The organism is Sphaerochaeta sp., assembly GCF_050256055.1.
Classification (GTDB): Bacteria; Spirochaetota; Spirochaetia; order Sphaerochaetales; family Sphaerochaetaceae; genus Sphaerochaeta.
This window is the reverse complement of the sequence record NZ_JBFWIJ010000016.1, coordinates 1-15092: the sequence shown is the minus strand read 5'-3', so window position 1 is coordinate 15092 and position 15092 is coordinate 1. Positions and strand designations below refer to the sequence as shown.

The following is a 15092-nucleotide window of genomic DNA, read 5'->3' as shown; positions in this document are numbered from 1 at the left end:
TCCTACCGCTGGCCTGTACTGACGGACGTTCCGTCGTACAAGCGGGAGAGCGCACTTACCAAAACCTTCCGACCTTTCAGTTCATACCCTTTCTGCAGGCTTTCCACAGCAGTTTGATCCCCATATTGATCGACGACCTTCACTTCCACCAAGCGTGCTTGATCATTCTCCGCAACAAAGACGAAGGTTTTTCCATCGCGATAGACCATCGCTGAGTTGGGGACCAAAGTATATACAGGAGCATCTTCGTTATGAATCACCACATCGGCGACAATCCCGATCCGAAGCAGATCGGTCCGTGGATTCTCAAAGTCCACATAGACCGTCCAGCTGCCGGTCCTGCTGTCACTAGCTGCGCTGATGGCACTCACCTTCCCCTCTGTAGTGATAACCCCATCGGGAGTTTTGACGCTGATATCGGCGCGGTCGCCCTCCTTGATGAGAAACAGTTGGGCCTGCCCCACCGCCAGACTGATGCGCAGGTGCTGAACATCGACGATTCGTGCAACCACAGTACCTGCTGAAAGCATATCGCCGGGAACCAATGCAGTCATTTCTGCAATGCTACCGGTTATCGGGGTGGTGATTTTCATATTGGTCAATGCGTTTTTGGCGTTCTCAAGCTGGGCGGAAAGACCGTCGACCGAAGAGCGCAGTTGATTCAAGGTCGCCAGCGCCACCGCCCCTTTCGCATACAACTGCTCATTGACGGAAAGTTCCTTGACACTATTTTCATATTGGGCTTTCAATTGGCTGAAGGTCAATTTTGCAATGGTGTCGTCCAATTCCAACAGGACATCATCTTTTTGGAGATGAGCACCAAGTTTGGCTGAGATTGCAGTGATTTCCCCGGTGTTTCGGGCCCTGATCACCACTTCCTGCTGTCCCTGGATGATGCCGCTTCCCAGCACCTTGTCACGGAGTGCTGATTGTGTTACTGCTACTGCAGAGGAAACCACCTGCGAGTAATCGGTGGCGGCCGAGACTTCCTGAACCGGTGTATTCACCTGTTCGGATTTAGAGCAGGAAAGGAGAAAGAGCATACTCCCAACCAATACGGCGAGCAAGAATCTTATGTTCGCGTTTCGCATACAGCACCTCAATAAACGGATAGAATATTAATGAGAAATTGTTTCATTAATATATTGTATTGTACACAACTTATCAAGGGGGTCTTCCCCTATTTTGAAAAGATCCTGATGCAACTTGCTGAAATGCGGTAAATAAGTTATAGTATTTCTATACAAATACCAGCATATCACCTGATTGACAGCTTCTGTCTGTCCTATGCGTAGGACCACAAACGGTGATCTCGGGCGAAGGAACGCCATGCCTGGACACTGAATTTCTATGAACACAAAACAGCGGGAACTTACCATGCTCAGGATTACGACCTTCGTATGCCTTGGATTCGGCATACTCGGTTTGGTCGCATCCTTTGTCACCCATGCAAAATCCATGTTGCTCGATGGACTCTATTCCTTGATCCAGAGCATCTTCATCCTCGGCTCCGGGAGAGTCGTCAACCTTGTCTTCAAGGAAGATGACGAGCAGTTTCCCTTTGGCTACGGAGCCTTCGAACCATTTTATCTCATCGTCCGTTCCATGGTACTTCTGAGCATGATCCTATTTGTAGGAGCAACGGCGTTGCGCTCACTGTTCAGCGGAGGGTATGCAGTATCGCTCTCCCTGGCCTTTCCTGTTTCCCTCCTCTCTTTCTTTGTCTGTTTTTGGGTATGGAGATCACTGGCACGCCAAGCTAAGTTGCTCGCCAGTCCTGTCTTGCGTGCGGAAAGCAAAGCATGGATGCTTGATACGCTGCTCAGTGCAGCTTCCGTGCTTGCCTTGGTGGCTATCTATCTGGTGCGCAGCAGCAAAATTTCCTTCCTTGCCAACTATATCGACCCATTCTTGACGCTGATATTCCTGTGCTGCCTTAGTCCGACGTTGCTGTTCGATCTGATCCAGTATACCAAGGAATTATTGGGGGCGGCCCCTTCGGTTTCCATAACGGAAGATCTTCAGAGAATAGCGAACCGGTATGTGCACCGCTATGATTTCCTCCGTTCGGAGGTATTTGCTTCCAAGCAGGGAAGAAGTCTCTCGGTTTTGATCTACATCTATCTGAAGGAAGAGCGGCCGCTCCGCCAACTTGATGCGATCCGGTTGGAAATGGTCAAGGACTTGCTCACCTACAGCAGTTGGTGCGAAGCCGATATCATCTTCACCGTTGACGATCGTTGGATTGCTGCAGGAACACTCACCATATCTCAACAAGCATAAAGAAAGGAAAGAACCCGTTGCAGGGCACTGTCCCAGAAATCCCAGGTGTGTGCTCCTGGGTATTCGTCATAGACCAAGGGGAAAGTTGAAGAAAACTCGGAGACGAATTTTCGGTTGCCTCCCAACAGGTAGTCTTCCGACCCACAGGTCAGGTACAACCGAGGTTTCCCTTCTGTTTCCGCTATGCCGCGTGCCAAGGCAAAGAGATTATGCCTGCTGTTTTCCAAATCCTCAAGGACTCCGAAAGTGTTTTCAAATTCATAAGGAAAAATCTGCCCGTCGGTCTCAATTTTCCTGCTCAGATCGACCAAGTCGACGGCACCGCTCATGCTGGCGGCAGCACTATAGCGCTCTGGATACGTCAACGCGACTTTCAAGGCACCGTAGCCACCCATGGATAGTCCTGCTATCGCCGTATCTTCTGCCTTGGTGCTTATCGCGAACAGGGAAGACAACAAGGTCGGCAATTCCTCGGTCAGATAGGTAAAATACGGATAACCCCGTACTTGGTCAGTATAGAAACTTCGATCCACTGAGGGCATCACCACAACCAAGGGAAGATTCCGCACATACCGTTCCACATTGGAATTGCGGAGGTAGCTCGTCTCGTTCTGCTTCAAGCCATGAAGCAGGTACAACACCTTATAGGGACCTTCCGGTATTGAGGGAGAACGCTCACATTTCTGGGGAAAAATGATATGCACACTGCTGTCTATCTTCAGCGTATCGGAAAAGAAATCGAGATGCATCAACGCCATTGCTCTGCTCCTTGAAGGTTCACTGTAGCGCGTTCGACCGTTTCTTTCCATCGACAAGGTGGAAAATATGTTGTAATTATCCGCCTCGTTTGTTGTTCTTGCTTATGAATAGGAATGCTGTCCGGTGGGAGGGAATGCATGAGACGGGGTGCTCATATCAGATGGTTGTGTGCAATGCTGCTGCTTGCGCCGGTTTTGTTGTCGCTTACCGGGTGCGGCGTATACAGCAAAGTCCCGCCCATCAACCCGGACAACCAGCAATGGGAAGGGCCGTTGCTCGACCAAGCGGACATGGAGCATGTACAGGTAATCGTCCAACCCCAACAAACGTCAATCGTGCTGAATCTGAAAGACTTGGATGCCGACCTTTCGGTGTTGTTCAACTACCTCGGAACCGATTCCCCCGAGCAGGTTGGCTCGTACACCTTCACCACGAAAACCAAAGGTGACTACGTGTTGGTCATCCAGAAGACGGAATAACCCACCGATCGATCACTGCGAAACCGTCAATGAAAGCAACACCCAATCCCCCGCTTCATCGGGGGTCCAGATCATGGTGCCCGTCCGGTACGAAGGTTGGTACACGGCGAACGGTACTTCAAACAACACATCCCGTTTCACCGCTTTGCCGATTTGAACTTCTTTGACCGGCAGCAGTGACACAAGCAGCGAGTCATAGGTATACACGAAAGCCTGACGAAGGGAGGCCGGGACATACCCATCCACCCATACTTGGGAGTAGGCGCTTTCTAAAGCTTGCATGGTCTTCTCTTCCGCACTGCCTTGCTGTACCTGGACAACCTGACCGATCGAAGCATGTACCGGAAGCTGATAGGACAAGCGTGCAAGGATTGCATCCCTGGCATCCAAGGCCAGGGATGAGAAAAACAAGAGCAGGATAATCAGCAAAGTTCTTCTTTGTATCATTACCTCTATCACAGCCCAAACAAGCAATTTTGTCAAAGGAAATAGTTGCTGTTTCAGTGAAGTATTTTTGTAGACAATATACACTTTTGTGGTACTGCAAGAAAATAGCCTTGTTGTGCTTCTACAGCGTTGCACAGATCAACTCCAAGACCGCTGGAATGTCCTTGTACAGAGGTCTGGTCATCAACACCCGCAAAGTGTTCTCCGGCTTGGACATCGGTGTCTTCTTTGCCTGTGTCGCCGGGCCCGAGACTGCTTTCCGGAGATTGTATACCGCACTTGCATCCAAATACGGCGATGAGTCGGAGGTCGGTGCCATTGCGGTTATTTCTTCCCATGATGGTCCATTCTTCGAAATGATGTGCATGGGAGTCGCAGGTGTTGCCGACATCCCCTTGATGGCCTTGGTCGATCCGGCATGGGAACCGTTCGAAGACAAGGCAACGGTACAGGTTGCAGCTTCGATCATTGTAACGGCAATCCTGGTTCCATTCCTGGTTGATTTCTTCTGTCGCAGGGACCTCAAGCATGGTGAAGTGAATGAACATCCGACTACTTCCAGTGTAGCGGTTGACGCAAAGGGCCAACAGCTTTAAGCTGATGGTACTCGTTTGTATACAATCGACAAGAAAGACGAGCGAATGTTCGTCTTTCTGTCATCCAGGAGTATGTTATGCATGTACACAATCCAATAGATCCCTTGCAAAAGGATCTCATCCTGCCTGACGATACGGTGTGTTATGGAATGCAAGCCCCTTCTGCTCTTGCGGATAGTGAACTCGCAATCAAAGAGGCGCTTGAGCATCCCATAGCATCGGCTTCCCTGCGAGAGATTGCCGAAGCAAAATTGGCAAAGAACAAGCATGCAAAAGCGGTGATCGTCATCTCCGACAACACCCGCCCGGTCCCGTACAAAGGCAAGGGAAATATTCTTGTCCCTATTCTCAGCACCCTGCTTGAAGTTGGATACGAAGCCGAGCACCTGACCGTGCTCATTGCCACAGGCACCCACCGGCCGATGACCGACGAGGAGATCGAGCGGGTCATCGATCCTTGGGTATTCGAACATGCAATAGAGGTGGTCAATCACGACTGCAAGGCGGAAGATCAGCTCACGTATCTGGGCAAGACAAGCAGGGGCAGCGAAGTGAAGATCAACAGCTTGTACGTCGATGCCGATCTGAAGATTCTCACCGGGTTGGTGGAGAGTCATTTCATGGCCGGCGTAAGCGGTGGACGCAAATCCGTCTGTCCCGGCCTGATCGGCGAGCATGGCACGTTCCTCTTCCACGGTGCGGATCTGATGGGTCACCCCGATTCACGCGATCTGAACCTGGTCGGCAATCCGGTCCATGAGGAGTCTTTGACGTTTGCCAAAATGGCGACGGTGGATTTCATCGTCAACGTGACCCTTGATCACCAATTCGCCATCACCGGGGTGTATGCCGGTGATCTTCAGGCTGCCCACCTTGCCGCCTTCGAGATGGTCAAAGGATACGCCCGTATTCCCATCAAGGAGGAAGCGGACATCGTCATTACCCATGCGGGATTCGTCGGCATCAATCACTACCAGAGTGCAAAAGCGGCTTTCGCCGCCATCGGAGCCCTGAAAAAGGACGGATATCTGATCAGCATCGCCAACTTCACCGACAAGAAGGACATCATCGGTTCGATCACCTACAAGACGGTGTTGGGAATTCTTTCCTTGTGCGGGGCTGAGGCGCTTATCAAGGTTCTGCACAGCAAGGATTGGCCGTTCATTCCCGACCAGTGGCAGGTTCAGAAATGGGCTTCCACGTTTGAGAAAATCCCCTTGGATCACTATTATTACTTCGCCCCCCAGCTTTCCGGTACTGCAGGTGCAGGACTGCCGGGCATCAATGTTGCAGCATTGACCGAGAGCAAGGATTATAGTGAAGTGATCCAACACACGATCTCCCTCATTAAAAAACGCGAGGGGAACCGAGCGTTGAAGATCCTCTGGCTCAGTGATGGGCCGTACGCCATTCCGTTCGTCAAATAAGAAAGAACGGTATCGACAGCAAAGGAGGGGGTGACCCCTCCTTTGGTTTTGCTACAGCCTCATACCTATTTCTATGGCTTTGAGCAGACTCTCTTCCTTAGCCACCAACTTGTCGGCGATATCGAAGGCGGTTCCATGGTCCACACTGGTTCTGATTACATCCAAGCCGACGGTAATGTTCACCCCACTGTCGAAAGCCAGCATTTTCAAGGGGATATGCCCTTGGTCGTGGTACATCACCACCACGATATCCCAAACTCCCTTCAGGGCACGGATGAAGACCGTGTCAGGCGGGATCGGACCCTCGACCTCCAGGCCATCCGCCCTCGCCTGCTCGACGGCAGGCATGATCTGCTCGATCTCCTCGGTTCCGAACAATCCATGCTCCCCTGCATGCGGGTTCAATCCGGATACGGCAATGCGAGGATGCGCATAGCCGATCTTTTGCATCGTCTGATGAGCCAAGCGAATCACCTCAAGCACCCGTGCCTTGGTACATGCATCACAGGCTTGGCGCAGGCTTACATGGGTCGATACATGAATGACCTTCAAGGCATCGCTGAACAGCAGCATGGCGTAGGATGAGCCATGGGTGTAGGCGGCAAAGATTTCCGTGTGTCCGGCGAACGGATGCCCGCTCAGATGCAACGCCTCCTTGTTCAAGGGGGCGGTGACGACGCTCCTGATTTCCTTGCGTACGGCGAACTCGATTGCAGAACGAACACTCTGAAAGGCAATTTCCCCACCGATTACCGAAACGTTTCCGATCGGAATCCGACTCACCTCCACGGGCAGCGGATCATAGATATTGATCGCCCGTTCATCCCAGTCGGCCAGAGTGTCGATGGTATTGAAGTTGAATCGATACCCAAGCCGTTGCGCGTAATAGGAAAGGATCGAGCGACTACCGAAGAGCAGCGCTTGCTTTTGATAGTCAGGACTCGCATGCAGCGCTTTCAAGGTTATCTCCGGACCGATTCCGCAGGGATCCCCGACGGTAATGCCAAATGGCTTCATACGTATAGGTTCTCCTTCTCCCTAGTATTCCTTCAATACCCTGAAGGCATAAGCTATAGCATCATTCTTTCCGAATGCACCGGCTTTGGTCACGATGCGCAGCTGACGGTGCTCTGGATCGAGTACCTGCAGAAGCGGAATGCCTGCGCAAACCTCCCGAACCACCTCCACCCGTTGGATGCCCAACAAGGCCAGTAAGGCGATTGCGGTATCACCTCCAGTCAAAAACAATCCGCCCACCTTGGTTTTTGAGAGAACCCGTTGGGCGAACAGACCGAACCTTTGCTGTACCAACTTGCCGACCTCATCGGGTTGCAGACCAAGGGAGGCTCCGATTTGCAAGGATGCTTCGTATGCACGACGGTCATGCACTGAAGAAACACAACACAAGATGTCCTTTCCGTGGTTCAGTGCATAGATGATCTGCTCGGCATATGCATCAAGTTCGGCCTCCACCATCAAAAGCTCCACCGGAAGGACAATCGTCTCTATCCCGCTTTCCTCAGCATAGGCAATCTGATAACGCGTCACTTCACTCAGACTGGCGGCAAGCCCGAAAACCGTACGATCGGGTCGGTGGGATGTCACCAAGGCTTCACCCAACCCGGTGCTACCGACATACAAAACGCGCTTGGCGCTCTGACGGGCCCACGCAACGATTCGATCCAAATCATCTTGCACCACGGCATCACACACCACCAACCGACTTTGCAGTGAAGGGAATACGCCTGCATGCAAATCCTCGAGAGAAAGTGGTGTCACCTCGGCCAAGGACGAAAAGAGTATTCTCAGGTTGTCCTCTTGTACAGGTTTTCTCGGATCCTTTCCGTATTCACTCTGAAGCAGCGGAACGCCATGGACACGGACCACCCCGTCATGGCATGTACGGCCCATGGCGGGAAAGGCGGTGGCCACCAGGATCATATCAAAGCCAAGCAACCGAGAAATTTCGTCGACCTCGTCGACCAGGTTGCCCCGTAAGGTGGAATCCACCTTCTTCAATACCACCACATCTTCATCAAGGGAAAGCGAAGAGAGCGCGCGCTGCACGGCATCTCTTGCCTGAGGGGCATCCAGATTGCGTGACTCGGTATCCAAGACGAGCGCATGATCCTTCTGCAACATTTCTGCACATCCCACCTGTACATGGGTGGGAATCCCGTTCCTGGCATACTGCAACCCAGTATCGGTTGCACCGGTAAAATCATCGGTGATGATCAAGTAGGTTTGCATGGCGCCTCCTGTGGTAGTCCTGTTTCTATTCTAATGCGCACGATCTGTTCTTGCCAACGAAAGTTTCTTGCTTTACAGCGGCCATGGGTTCCACTACCATACAGCTATGCAAACCTCCAACGCCCAATTGTTGTATTCATTATACAGTGAGCAACAGACAAGTATCCGCGATCCTTTGTGGAAGGACATCCAGCTTTCCCATTCCATGAAACAAATCCTTCTCACTCCCGCAGTCCAGAAACTGGGAAGGATCAAGCAACTCGGACCTACGTTCCATCTGTACCCTGGCGCCGTCCATACCCGGCTTGACCATAGCCTGGGGGTATATCACGTAAGCTTTCTGATGCTCGCAAGCCTGCTCAAGCAGGCCATGCAAACCAATGAGCAGGTGCCGTTCACCAAAGAGGGAATGCGCACATTCCTGTGTGCAAGCCTGTTGCACGACATCGGGCATTTCCCTTTCGCCCACTCGCTGAAGGAACTTGCGCTGCAGGACCATGAGCATATCGCCGCCTCCTTGATCCTCGAGAATGACCGATTGCGCGCTGCCATAGCCAAGGCACAGCTGGATCCGTATCTGGTGGCCGCCGTCATCGACGACCAGCTTTCGTGTGAACAGGAAGAAATTCTGTTCTATCGACGTCTGCTCAGCGGCACGCTCGATCCTGACAAACTCGATTACCTGAATCGCGATGCATTCTTCTGCGGCGTCCCCTATGGAACCCAGGATGTATCCTATATAACCGACAAGTTGACCATACACCAAGGAAACCTCGCATTGGAGGAACAGGCATTGGGTTCGGTCGAGCATCTGCTGTTCAGCAAATACCTGATGTACCGCAATGTGTATTGGCATCGTACCACCCGAAGTGCAACGGCGATGATCAAGAAGGCGATCCTCACTGATCTCGGGGATGGGATGCTGGAACCCCAGGAACTCTACGCCTTGGATGACGAGCAATTCTTCCTACTTCCTGAAAAGAAGACCTTGCATGCCCATGCCCTGCTTGAGGCGGTTCGTGACAACCAACTCTACCGTTGTGTATATGAAAAACCCTATGAAGCGGAGGGTGTATGGGAAAAACAGACGAACGATTTGACAAACCGCTCGGAAACCGAAACGCGGTTGGCTGAGCGCCTCGGCATCGAATCCCTGCAATTGGTCATCGATATTCCCGAACCAATCGGCTTCGAAGCCGATCTTCCCATACTTGGTGAGGATGGATCATTGTCCAGTTTCAGCGCTCTGGACCAAATCTTTTCCTATGATATTGGTAGGGTCTTTACAAAAAGTCTGAGAAAATTCAGAATCTTCTCGCCTGCTTTTCTGTCGGAAACGGAAATCAAAGCAGCATTGGAGTTCTGATTTCATGGAAAAACTATCCTATCGCACCCTCATCGACGGAGACATCCCCCCCTGGGTGATGCGGTTCATCAAACATACCGGAAAAGCGATCAACACCTACTCGATGATCCGGGAGAACGATACCGTCCTGCTCTCGGCATCCGGAGGCAAGGACAGCCTCGCCCTCGCCCTTGCCCTCTCAATCCGACGAAAATGGCTTCCGATCGAATACAAATTGAAGGCTCTGATGATCAATTGGATCGAACACCCGATCCCCGATGCATACCGAGAGCTGCTGAACACCTATTTCACCGACCTCGGCTATGACTTTTCCATCGTCGACGAACATCAGTTTCCGTCTTCTTTTCAAGGTGAATTCAATTGCTATCTCTGCTCGCGGAACCGTAGGCGCATTCTTTTCGATTACTGCGAACAACAGCACATCGGCTTGGTAGCCATGGGACATCATTTGGATGACCTGGTGGAAACAAGCTTGATGAATCTCTGTTTTCGGGCGAATTTCTCCACCATGCAACCGGTACAACCCTTCTTCGATGGGAAAATCCACATCATCCGTCCCATGATAGAAGTCCATGAATCGGTGACCCAGCGTCTGGCGACTGTATATGATCTTCCGGTGGTCAAACCGGTCTGCCCGTATGACCAGACCAATATCCGCGCAAGACTGAAGCCAATCATCAAAGACCTTGCTCATTTGGATAAACTGACCAGGGAACACATCTATCATGCCCATCAATTCGAAGGTCGTTTGTAACTTGCATTCTCTGAGCCTGTTTACATCAGTACTAAGAATGTGGGATGATGAAGATGGGAAGGAGGAATAGCGTGTGAGCAGTCGTTACACTATGGCCCTGCTCTGTATCCTGTTGGTTGTCCTCCCCGTTTTCGGAGCGGACGAACCTCTACCGACGGATACAGTGCAACCTACTCCAACGACAACAGATGCATCTTCCATTCCTTCGGACTCTTCTTTCAACGGAAGTGTGGAGGGGTGGCCTTTGGCTCCTTCTTCCGACGGTTTGTTGGAAGGCATGGCCACATCAGACGGCTTTTTCAGCCTTTCCTATCTTCCTGACTTTTCGTTCGGAAAGGTTTCCGTTCAGCTCGATGTAAAGATCAAAGGCAATTACACCACCAATCCATTCGGTGTTTCCCTGGATTTCTCCGATTATTCGCCCCCGGAAAAACAGGCGGGCACCTCGACCAGTGAATATGCAACCCTTTTGGCCAAGCATTTCTCCCGCTTTGTGCGAAGCATCCAATTCGGGGATCGGTACGAAAACCTGTATATTCGCTACGGTAAACTTTTGGGCATCACCCTCGGCGACGGTGCCTTGATAAACGGATATTTCGACAGGGCTGTGCCGAGTCGGACCAGCCGTCCCGGTCTGGATCTCATGGTTGACGGGCAATTGATCGGCATCCGAGATGCCGGCTTCGAATTCATCACCAACGATGTATTCTCCCCGACACTGAATGCCTGGAGAATCTTCGCCCGTCCGCTTTCGGAATACACCCAATACAAGACGCTCTCCTCTTTGCAGGTCGGTCTTTCCTATGCATGGGACCCGAACCCGAGCAAAGAAACCGGTATGGCCACCCTCGACAGGAGCCTGTTCGCCCTGGATGTATCCCTGCCTTTGGCGACACAGCCCTTCTTCAACCTGGATTTTTTCTCCAATCTCTTGGCCCAGTCACCTGACAGCACCACGTTGCAACCTGCATTCGCCTACCGATACGGAATTTGGGGGCATATCAAGAGCTTCTTCGTTTTCAACACCAGTGTAACCGTTCCCGTGTTCGGCTCCTATTATGCCGACTATTTCTCTTCTGATTTTGAGAGTCGCACCCAACAGATGCTCGATGCACTGCAAGTCGATCTGGGTACGTCCCGACTCGACGCCCTCTTCTCGCTCAACTTTGTCCGGCAGGGAGTCTATCTACGGGCAAAGATGACAGGGCTTTCCACCCAAGGGGTGTACCATGACTATCATTTTACAGCCAATGTCCGTATAGACAAGCGCTTATTCAACATCATGGCGCTGGACTTGACGTATGAAAAGCTTTATCCTAGCAGTACGGGTGAGGGTTTCTTTGAAGGACTGCAAACGCTATGCAATGTTGTGGTATCGGCTTCGGCGGTCGTCAAGATGAAACCCTATTCCTTTGATCTTGGGCTGAACGTCGTCTTTGACGAGAAGGCCGAAGCTACGTTTACGCTTGATACTGCAGTTAGGATAGCCATTCTCTGACTTCAGTGTAGGAGACTCTATGAACCGGTTGACCACACCCATTGGCCTGATGCTTCTCGCCTTGTGCCTCCTCTCGCCGCTTTGGGCTGAGGACGCCGTTTTTATCGGCGACGGGGATATCGCATCCCTTCAGCTTTTTGACAGCCAAGGCAACCGATTGGAGGCAACCAGTGAACAAGCGAATCATATCGCCCAAGGGTGGATCATCCATAATCCCGATTCACCCATACTTCTGGTAACACCCAGAGGCACGATCAACATCTATGAAGATTCGTTGCTCGTCACCGGCAATCTGACCAGCAAGGAAGCCGACCTGTACCTGGTATCCGGCAAGGCTACTTTCAATACCACGGACAACGCTGACGGGACTCTGACCGTCTCCACTCCGGTTTCCCGCTATACACTCAAGGGCGATGGGGAGATGCTGGTCATTACGACCGACAATGAGGAAAGCGTCACCACCTTCCGCGGAAGTGTGGATACCTACAACGCCCTGACCGGTGCAAAACGCACCGTCAAGACATTCCAGAAACTCTTCATGCAGGAAAAAATGGCCCGGATCCAGACGATTGAGGCCGGGTATTACCTCACCTATGCAACCTACCCGGATATGATGCTGGCCAAACAGGTCATACAGGAACTCTCCCAACCGATTACTGCACCCAAACCGGTAGCTCCCAAGGCCATTGTCCAAGAGATGCCCCTCCCCAAGCCGCAGACCAAGGATGTTACCATCGCTCCACTCGCTCCTGCTTCCTCCTCGATTACGGTGGCGCAAGAAAAACCGTACGTACCGAGCAAGGTACAGGTGCTTACCGTAGAGGTCAAGAAACTCCCCGTACCTGAGAAAGTCAGGCATATCACGTCCACGATTCTGGCACCACCACCGTCACGCATCATCGTCACCATCCACCCGCTTGTCCCGCAAGCGCCCTCCCTAAAGGAAGCTGTCACCCAGGTCCAATTGCCCCCTCCGCCGGTGACATTGGAAGCGAAGACGGCTGAAGATGCTGTTGTGGTTGAACAGAAAACCGATGAACCTTCGGTAACGGTCACCCTGCCTCTCGCCGCCGAACCGGATCTTAGTGCCGTCAAGGTCCAAGCCATTGAAGAACAGATCAGCGAAAGCGTTGCGGTAGAACCCCAGCCGATCCAAACCATCGCCCAGGAATTGGAGGCTGGACAGGCCCAGCAGCAATCAGAGCTCTCTGTTGCTCTGGAAATTCAGAGTGCACCACTTGGTCAGAATGGACTGCTCACATCCACCGACTCGAACAAGACAAATACTTCATTCGGGACTGACCTCTCGTATCGCTTCTTCCTTGACGGAACCAATGGCAACAGCATGCAACACAGCGTTGTCCTCAATCCGTTCTTCTCACAAGGTCCGTTCAGCATCCGATTGCAGGCAGCGTTACAGACACAGGATTTCCAGACCTACTCCAACACAATCGTGCCGGTTCCCCAGGATACGCTCTCGACGCTTTCCTATGTCTTCTCCTATATCGACCAACTCCGTCTCGGATTCAGCACTTCATTGTTCTATCTTGTCTTCGACCATAATCGGAGCTTGGTCAACGAATTGGCCAGCTTCACCGCTCCACAGTTTGGCCCAAGCACGAAGCTTGTCGCCCAAAACAAGCTTTCACTCGGATCATTCTCCTTGGTCACCACCTTCGATGATGTGTATCTGACCAACTTATTGGACAACAAAGGGCAATACGGTTCATCCTATCTGCAGTACACCTCTCAGTCCGGATACCCGATCAGCATTGCGCTCGGCACCTTGGCTCGGTTCGACCGGCAACCTTCGCAAAGCATCAACCTCTACCCTCTTCTCAGTTTCCGGTTCCCGATCATCAATAACCGAACCACCCAGTTCAGCGCCTTGTTGGAGGCCAATGGATACCTTCCCGCCTATCCCAGTTTTGATTTCACCCAATTCATCGACACGTCCCTTGCCACCTTCTTCCCCAATTATCTCATCGGTGTCGGAGTCTCGGTGAAACACAAAGCATTCGCAACCAAGGTTCTGGTCTCCCTGCATGGAGGAAAGGACCAACCCTTGCTGGTAAATGATTTCAATTATTTGCTTGCAGATACTTCCTATGATTCGACGTTTGACATCCTTTCGGATCTTCGTTGGGAAGGCAGTGTAATCCAAGCTCGCTTGGTGTGGAACCTACCGATTGAAAATTCACTGCAGATCGCCGATTTGAGTTCAGCTGCACACCAAGCCGATTATTCACAATTTTCCTTGGCCTATACAAAGAAGACATTCAAATTTGGTCTCGGATTGGCTAATCTCGGTGTGCTTGACACCATCTCAGCCATCCTTGGCGGAACAGATTCAGCCTTGAATCTACTTTCCGGACCCTATGCAACTTCCTATGTATTTGCAGAGTATCTGTTCAAACCGTTTGCCATCCAATTCAAGGCATCCTACCCGGTTTCAAACAGTCTCATTTCCGTCCCGCAATTCACCGCCACCGCACGCTTTGCTCTGGAAAAGACCTTCTAAGAGACGTGCATCTGTGCTAGAGTCATACCATGAAGATTCAAAGACTCGATCCTTTGGTGGCACAACGCATTGCCGCCGGAGAAGTGATAGAACGCCCCGCCTCGGTAATACGGGAGCTTTTGGATAATGCCTTGGATGCTGGGGCGAAGTCCATCACCGCCAGCCTGGTTGAGGGCGGCTTGGAAGAGATCGCTTTGCTGGATGACGGCGAAGGGATCGCCCCCGAGGACCTGCCGTTGCTATGCGAAAGCCACGCAACGAGCAAGGTGCATTCCCTGGATGATTTGTACCATATCCAAAGCATGGGGTTTAGAGGGGAAGCTTTATACAGCATCGCTGCAGTCTCCTCCATCACCATTGCCAGCAGTTACCAAGGCGGGGAACCGTATCAGATAACGGTGGACAACGGACGTAGGCAAGCGGTACTCAGCGGGGGACCTAGAAAAGGAACCACCGTCACGGTGAAAGGCCTGTTTTCCGAACTTCCGGCAAGACGGCAGTTTCTCAAGCGTCCATCAACGGAGGCAACCATGTGCAGACAGGTCCTCCAGGAAAAGGCACTGGCCTTTCCCGACAGAAGCTTCCGTTTTTTAACCGACGGCACGCTTCGGCTCGATCTTTTGCCGACAAGCCGCAAACAGCGCATTCTCGATGTGCTTTCGCTCAGCCAGAATATTGTTCCTTCGGAAATGTTGGAATTGTATGATACGGC

General features: G+C 51.8%; 14 protein-coding genes. 9 read left to right on the top strand and 5 right to left on the bottom strand.

Annotation, left to right across the window (positions count from 1 at the left end):
* Positions 1-2: 2 nt before the first annotated feature.
* Complete coding sequence (locus tag AB7C91_RS07800; protein ID WP_428590378.1) at positions 3-1091, bottom strand: efflux RND transporter periplasmic adaptor subunit; 1089 nt, start codon at positions 1089-1091, stop codon at positions 3-5.
* 259 nt (positions 1092-1350) lie between these two features.
* On the opposite strand from AB7C91_RS07800, the gene AB7C91_RS07795 reads away from it, so the two are divergent.
* Positions 1351-2283 carry a cation transporter gene (locus AB7C91_RS07795; protein ID WP_428590375.1) on the top strand — a complete coding sequence of 311 codons (933 nt, stop codon included), beginning with the start codon at positions 1351-1353 and terminating at the stop codon, positions 2281-2283.
* On the opposite strand, the gene AB7C91_RS07790 is transcribed toward AB7C91_RS07795, so the two are convergent.
* Entirely contained in the window at positions 2271-3041 is a 771-nt protein-coding gene (locus AB7C91_RS07790; RefSeq protein WP_332446771.1) for an alpha/beta hydrolase family protein, read from the bottom strand. The two genes, AB7C91_RS07795 and AB7C91_RS07790, sit on opposite strands and share 13 nt — an antisense overlap.
* 138 nt (positions 3042-3179) lie before the next feature.
* Between AB7C91_RS07790 and AB7C91_RS07785 the strand changes: the two genes are divergently transcribed.
* Entirely contained in the window at positions 3180-3521 is a 342-nt protein-coding gene (locus AB7C91_RS07785; protein WP_332446770.1) for a hypothetical protein, read from the top strand.
* A 12-nt stretch (positions 3522-3533) separates the two neighbouring features.
* On the opposite strand, the gene AB7C91_RS07780 is transcribed toward AB7C91_RS07785, so the two are convergent.
* Positions 3534-3968, bottom strand: a complete 435-nt coding sequence (locus AB7C91_RS07780; RefSeq protein ID WP_428590371.1) for a hypothetical protein — start codon at positions 3966-3968, stop codon at positions 3534-3536.
* A 56-nt stretch (positions 3969-4024) separates the two neighbouring features.
* Between AB7C91_RS07780 and AB7C91_RS07775 the strand changes: the two genes are divergently transcribed.
* Both AB7C91_RS07775 and larA read left to right on the top strand, forming a co-directional pair.
* Entirely contained in the window at positions 4025-4564 is a 540-nt protein-coding gene (locus AB7C91_RS07775) for a 2-keto-3-deoxygluconate permease (RefSeq protein ID WP_428590368.1), read from the top strand.
* A gap of 77 nt (positions 4565-4641) precedes the next feature.
* The gene (gene larA / locus AB7C91_RS07770) at positions 4642-5991 is read left to right on the top strand and encodes a nickel-dependent lactate racemase (protein WP_428590365.1); all 1350 of its coding nucleotides are present in this window, start codon (positions 4642-4644) and stop codon (positions 5989-5991) included.
* Positions 5992-6042: 51 nt separating this feature from the next.
* Here the strand turns inward: larA and pdxA are convergent, their stop codons facing one another.
* Together pdxA and AB7C91_RS07760 are read right to left on the bottom strand one after the other, a co-directional pair.
* Positions 6043-7008 (bottom strand): 4-hydroxythreonine-4-phosphate dehydrogenase PdxA, encoded by a 966-nt coding sequence (gene pdxA / locus AB7C91_RS07765; protein WP_428590362.1) that lies wholly within the window; start codon positions 7006-7008, stop codon positions 6043-6045.
* A gap of 21 nt (positions 7009-7029) precedes the next feature.
* On the bottom strand, positions 7030-8241 hold the full coding sequence (locus tag AB7C91_RS07760; protein WP_332446765.1) for a four-carbon acid sugar kinase family protein: 1212 nt from the start codon (positions 8239-8241) through the stop codon (positions 7030-7032).
* Positions 8242-8347: 106 nt separating this feature from the next.
* Between AB7C91_RS07760 and AB7C91_RS07755 the strand changes: the two genes are divergently transcribed.
* The 5 genes from AB7C91_RS07755 to mutL all read left to right on the top strand — a co-directional run.
* Complete coding sequence (locus AB7C91_RS07755; RefSeq protein ID WP_428590359.1) at positions 8348-9607, top strand: HD domain-containing protein; 1260 nt, start codon at positions 8348-8350, stop codon at positions 9605-9607.
* A 4-nt stretch (positions 9608-9611) separates the two neighbouring features.
* Positions 9612-10361 carry a tRNA 2-thiocytidine biosynthesis TtcA family protein gene (locus AB7C91_RS07750; protein WP_332446763.1) on the top strand — a complete coding sequence of 250 codons (750 nt, stop codon included), beginning with the start codon at positions 9612-9614 and terminating at the stop codon, positions 10359-10361.
* Positions 10362-10434: 73 nt separating this feature from the next.
* Positions 10435-11859: a hypothetical protein gene (locus tag AB7C91_RS07745; RefSeq protein ID WP_332446762.1), complete on the top strand. Its 1425-nt coding sequence runs from the start codon at positions 10435-10437 to the stop codon at positions 11857-11859.
* A 19-nt stretch (positions 11860-11878) separates the two neighbouring features.
* Positions 11879-14380 (top strand): hypothetical protein, encoded by a 2502-nt coding sequence (locus AB7C91_RS07740; RefSeq protein WP_428590356.1) that lies wholly within the window; start codon positions 11879-11881, stop codon positions 14378-14380.
* A 29-nt stretch (positions 14381-14409) separates the two neighbouring features.
* A partial coding sequence (mutL, locus tag AB7C91_RS07735) for a DNA mismatch repair endonuclease MutL (RefSeq protein ID WP_428590353.1) occupies positions 14410-15092 on the top strand: 683 nt, incomplete at its 3' end.

Coding starts and splice junctions, on each gene's coding strand:
- AB7C91_RS07800 (WP_428590378.1), bottom strand. CDS start 1,091: ATGCGAAACGCGAACATAAGATTCTTGCTCGCCGTATTGGTTGGGAGT.
- AB7C91_RS07795 (WP_428590375.1), top strand. CDS start 1,351: ATGAACACAAAACAGCGGGAACTTACCATGCTCAGGATTACGACCTTC.
- AB7C91_RS07790 (WP_332446771.1), bottom strand. CDS start 3,041: ATGGCGTTGATGCATCTCGATTTCTTTTCCGATACGCTGAAGATAGAC.
- AB7C91_RS07785 (WP_332446770.1), top strand. CDS start 3,180: ATGAGACGGGGTGCTCATATCAGATGGTTGTGTGCAATGCTGCTGCTT.
- AB7C91_RS07780 (WP_428590371.1), bottom strand. CDS start 3,968: ATGATACAAAGAAGAACTTTGCTGATTATCCTGCTCTTGTTTTTCTCA.
- larA (WP_428590365.1), top strand. CDS start 4,642: ATGCATGTACACAATCCAATAGATCCCTTGCAAAAGGATCTCATCCTG.
- pdxA (WP_428590362.1), bottom strand. CDS start 7,008: ATGAAGCCATTTGGCATTACCGTCGGGGATCCCTGCGGAATCGGTCCG.
- AB7C91_RS07760 (WP_332446765.1), bottom strand. CDS start 8,241: ATGCAAACCTACTTGATCATCACCGATGATTTTACCGGTGCAACCGAT.
- AB7C91_RS07755 (WP_428590359.1), top strand. CDS start 8,348: ATGCAAACCTCCAACGCCCAATTGTTGTATTCATTATACAGTGAGCAA.
- AB7C91_RS07750 (WP_332446763.1), top strand. CDS start 9,612: ATGGAAAAACTATCCTATCGCACCCTCATCGACGGAGACATCCCCCCC.
- AB7C91_RS07740 (WP_428590356.1), top strand. CDS start 11,879: ATGAACCGGTTGACCACACCCATTGGCCTGATGCTTCTCGCCTTGTGC.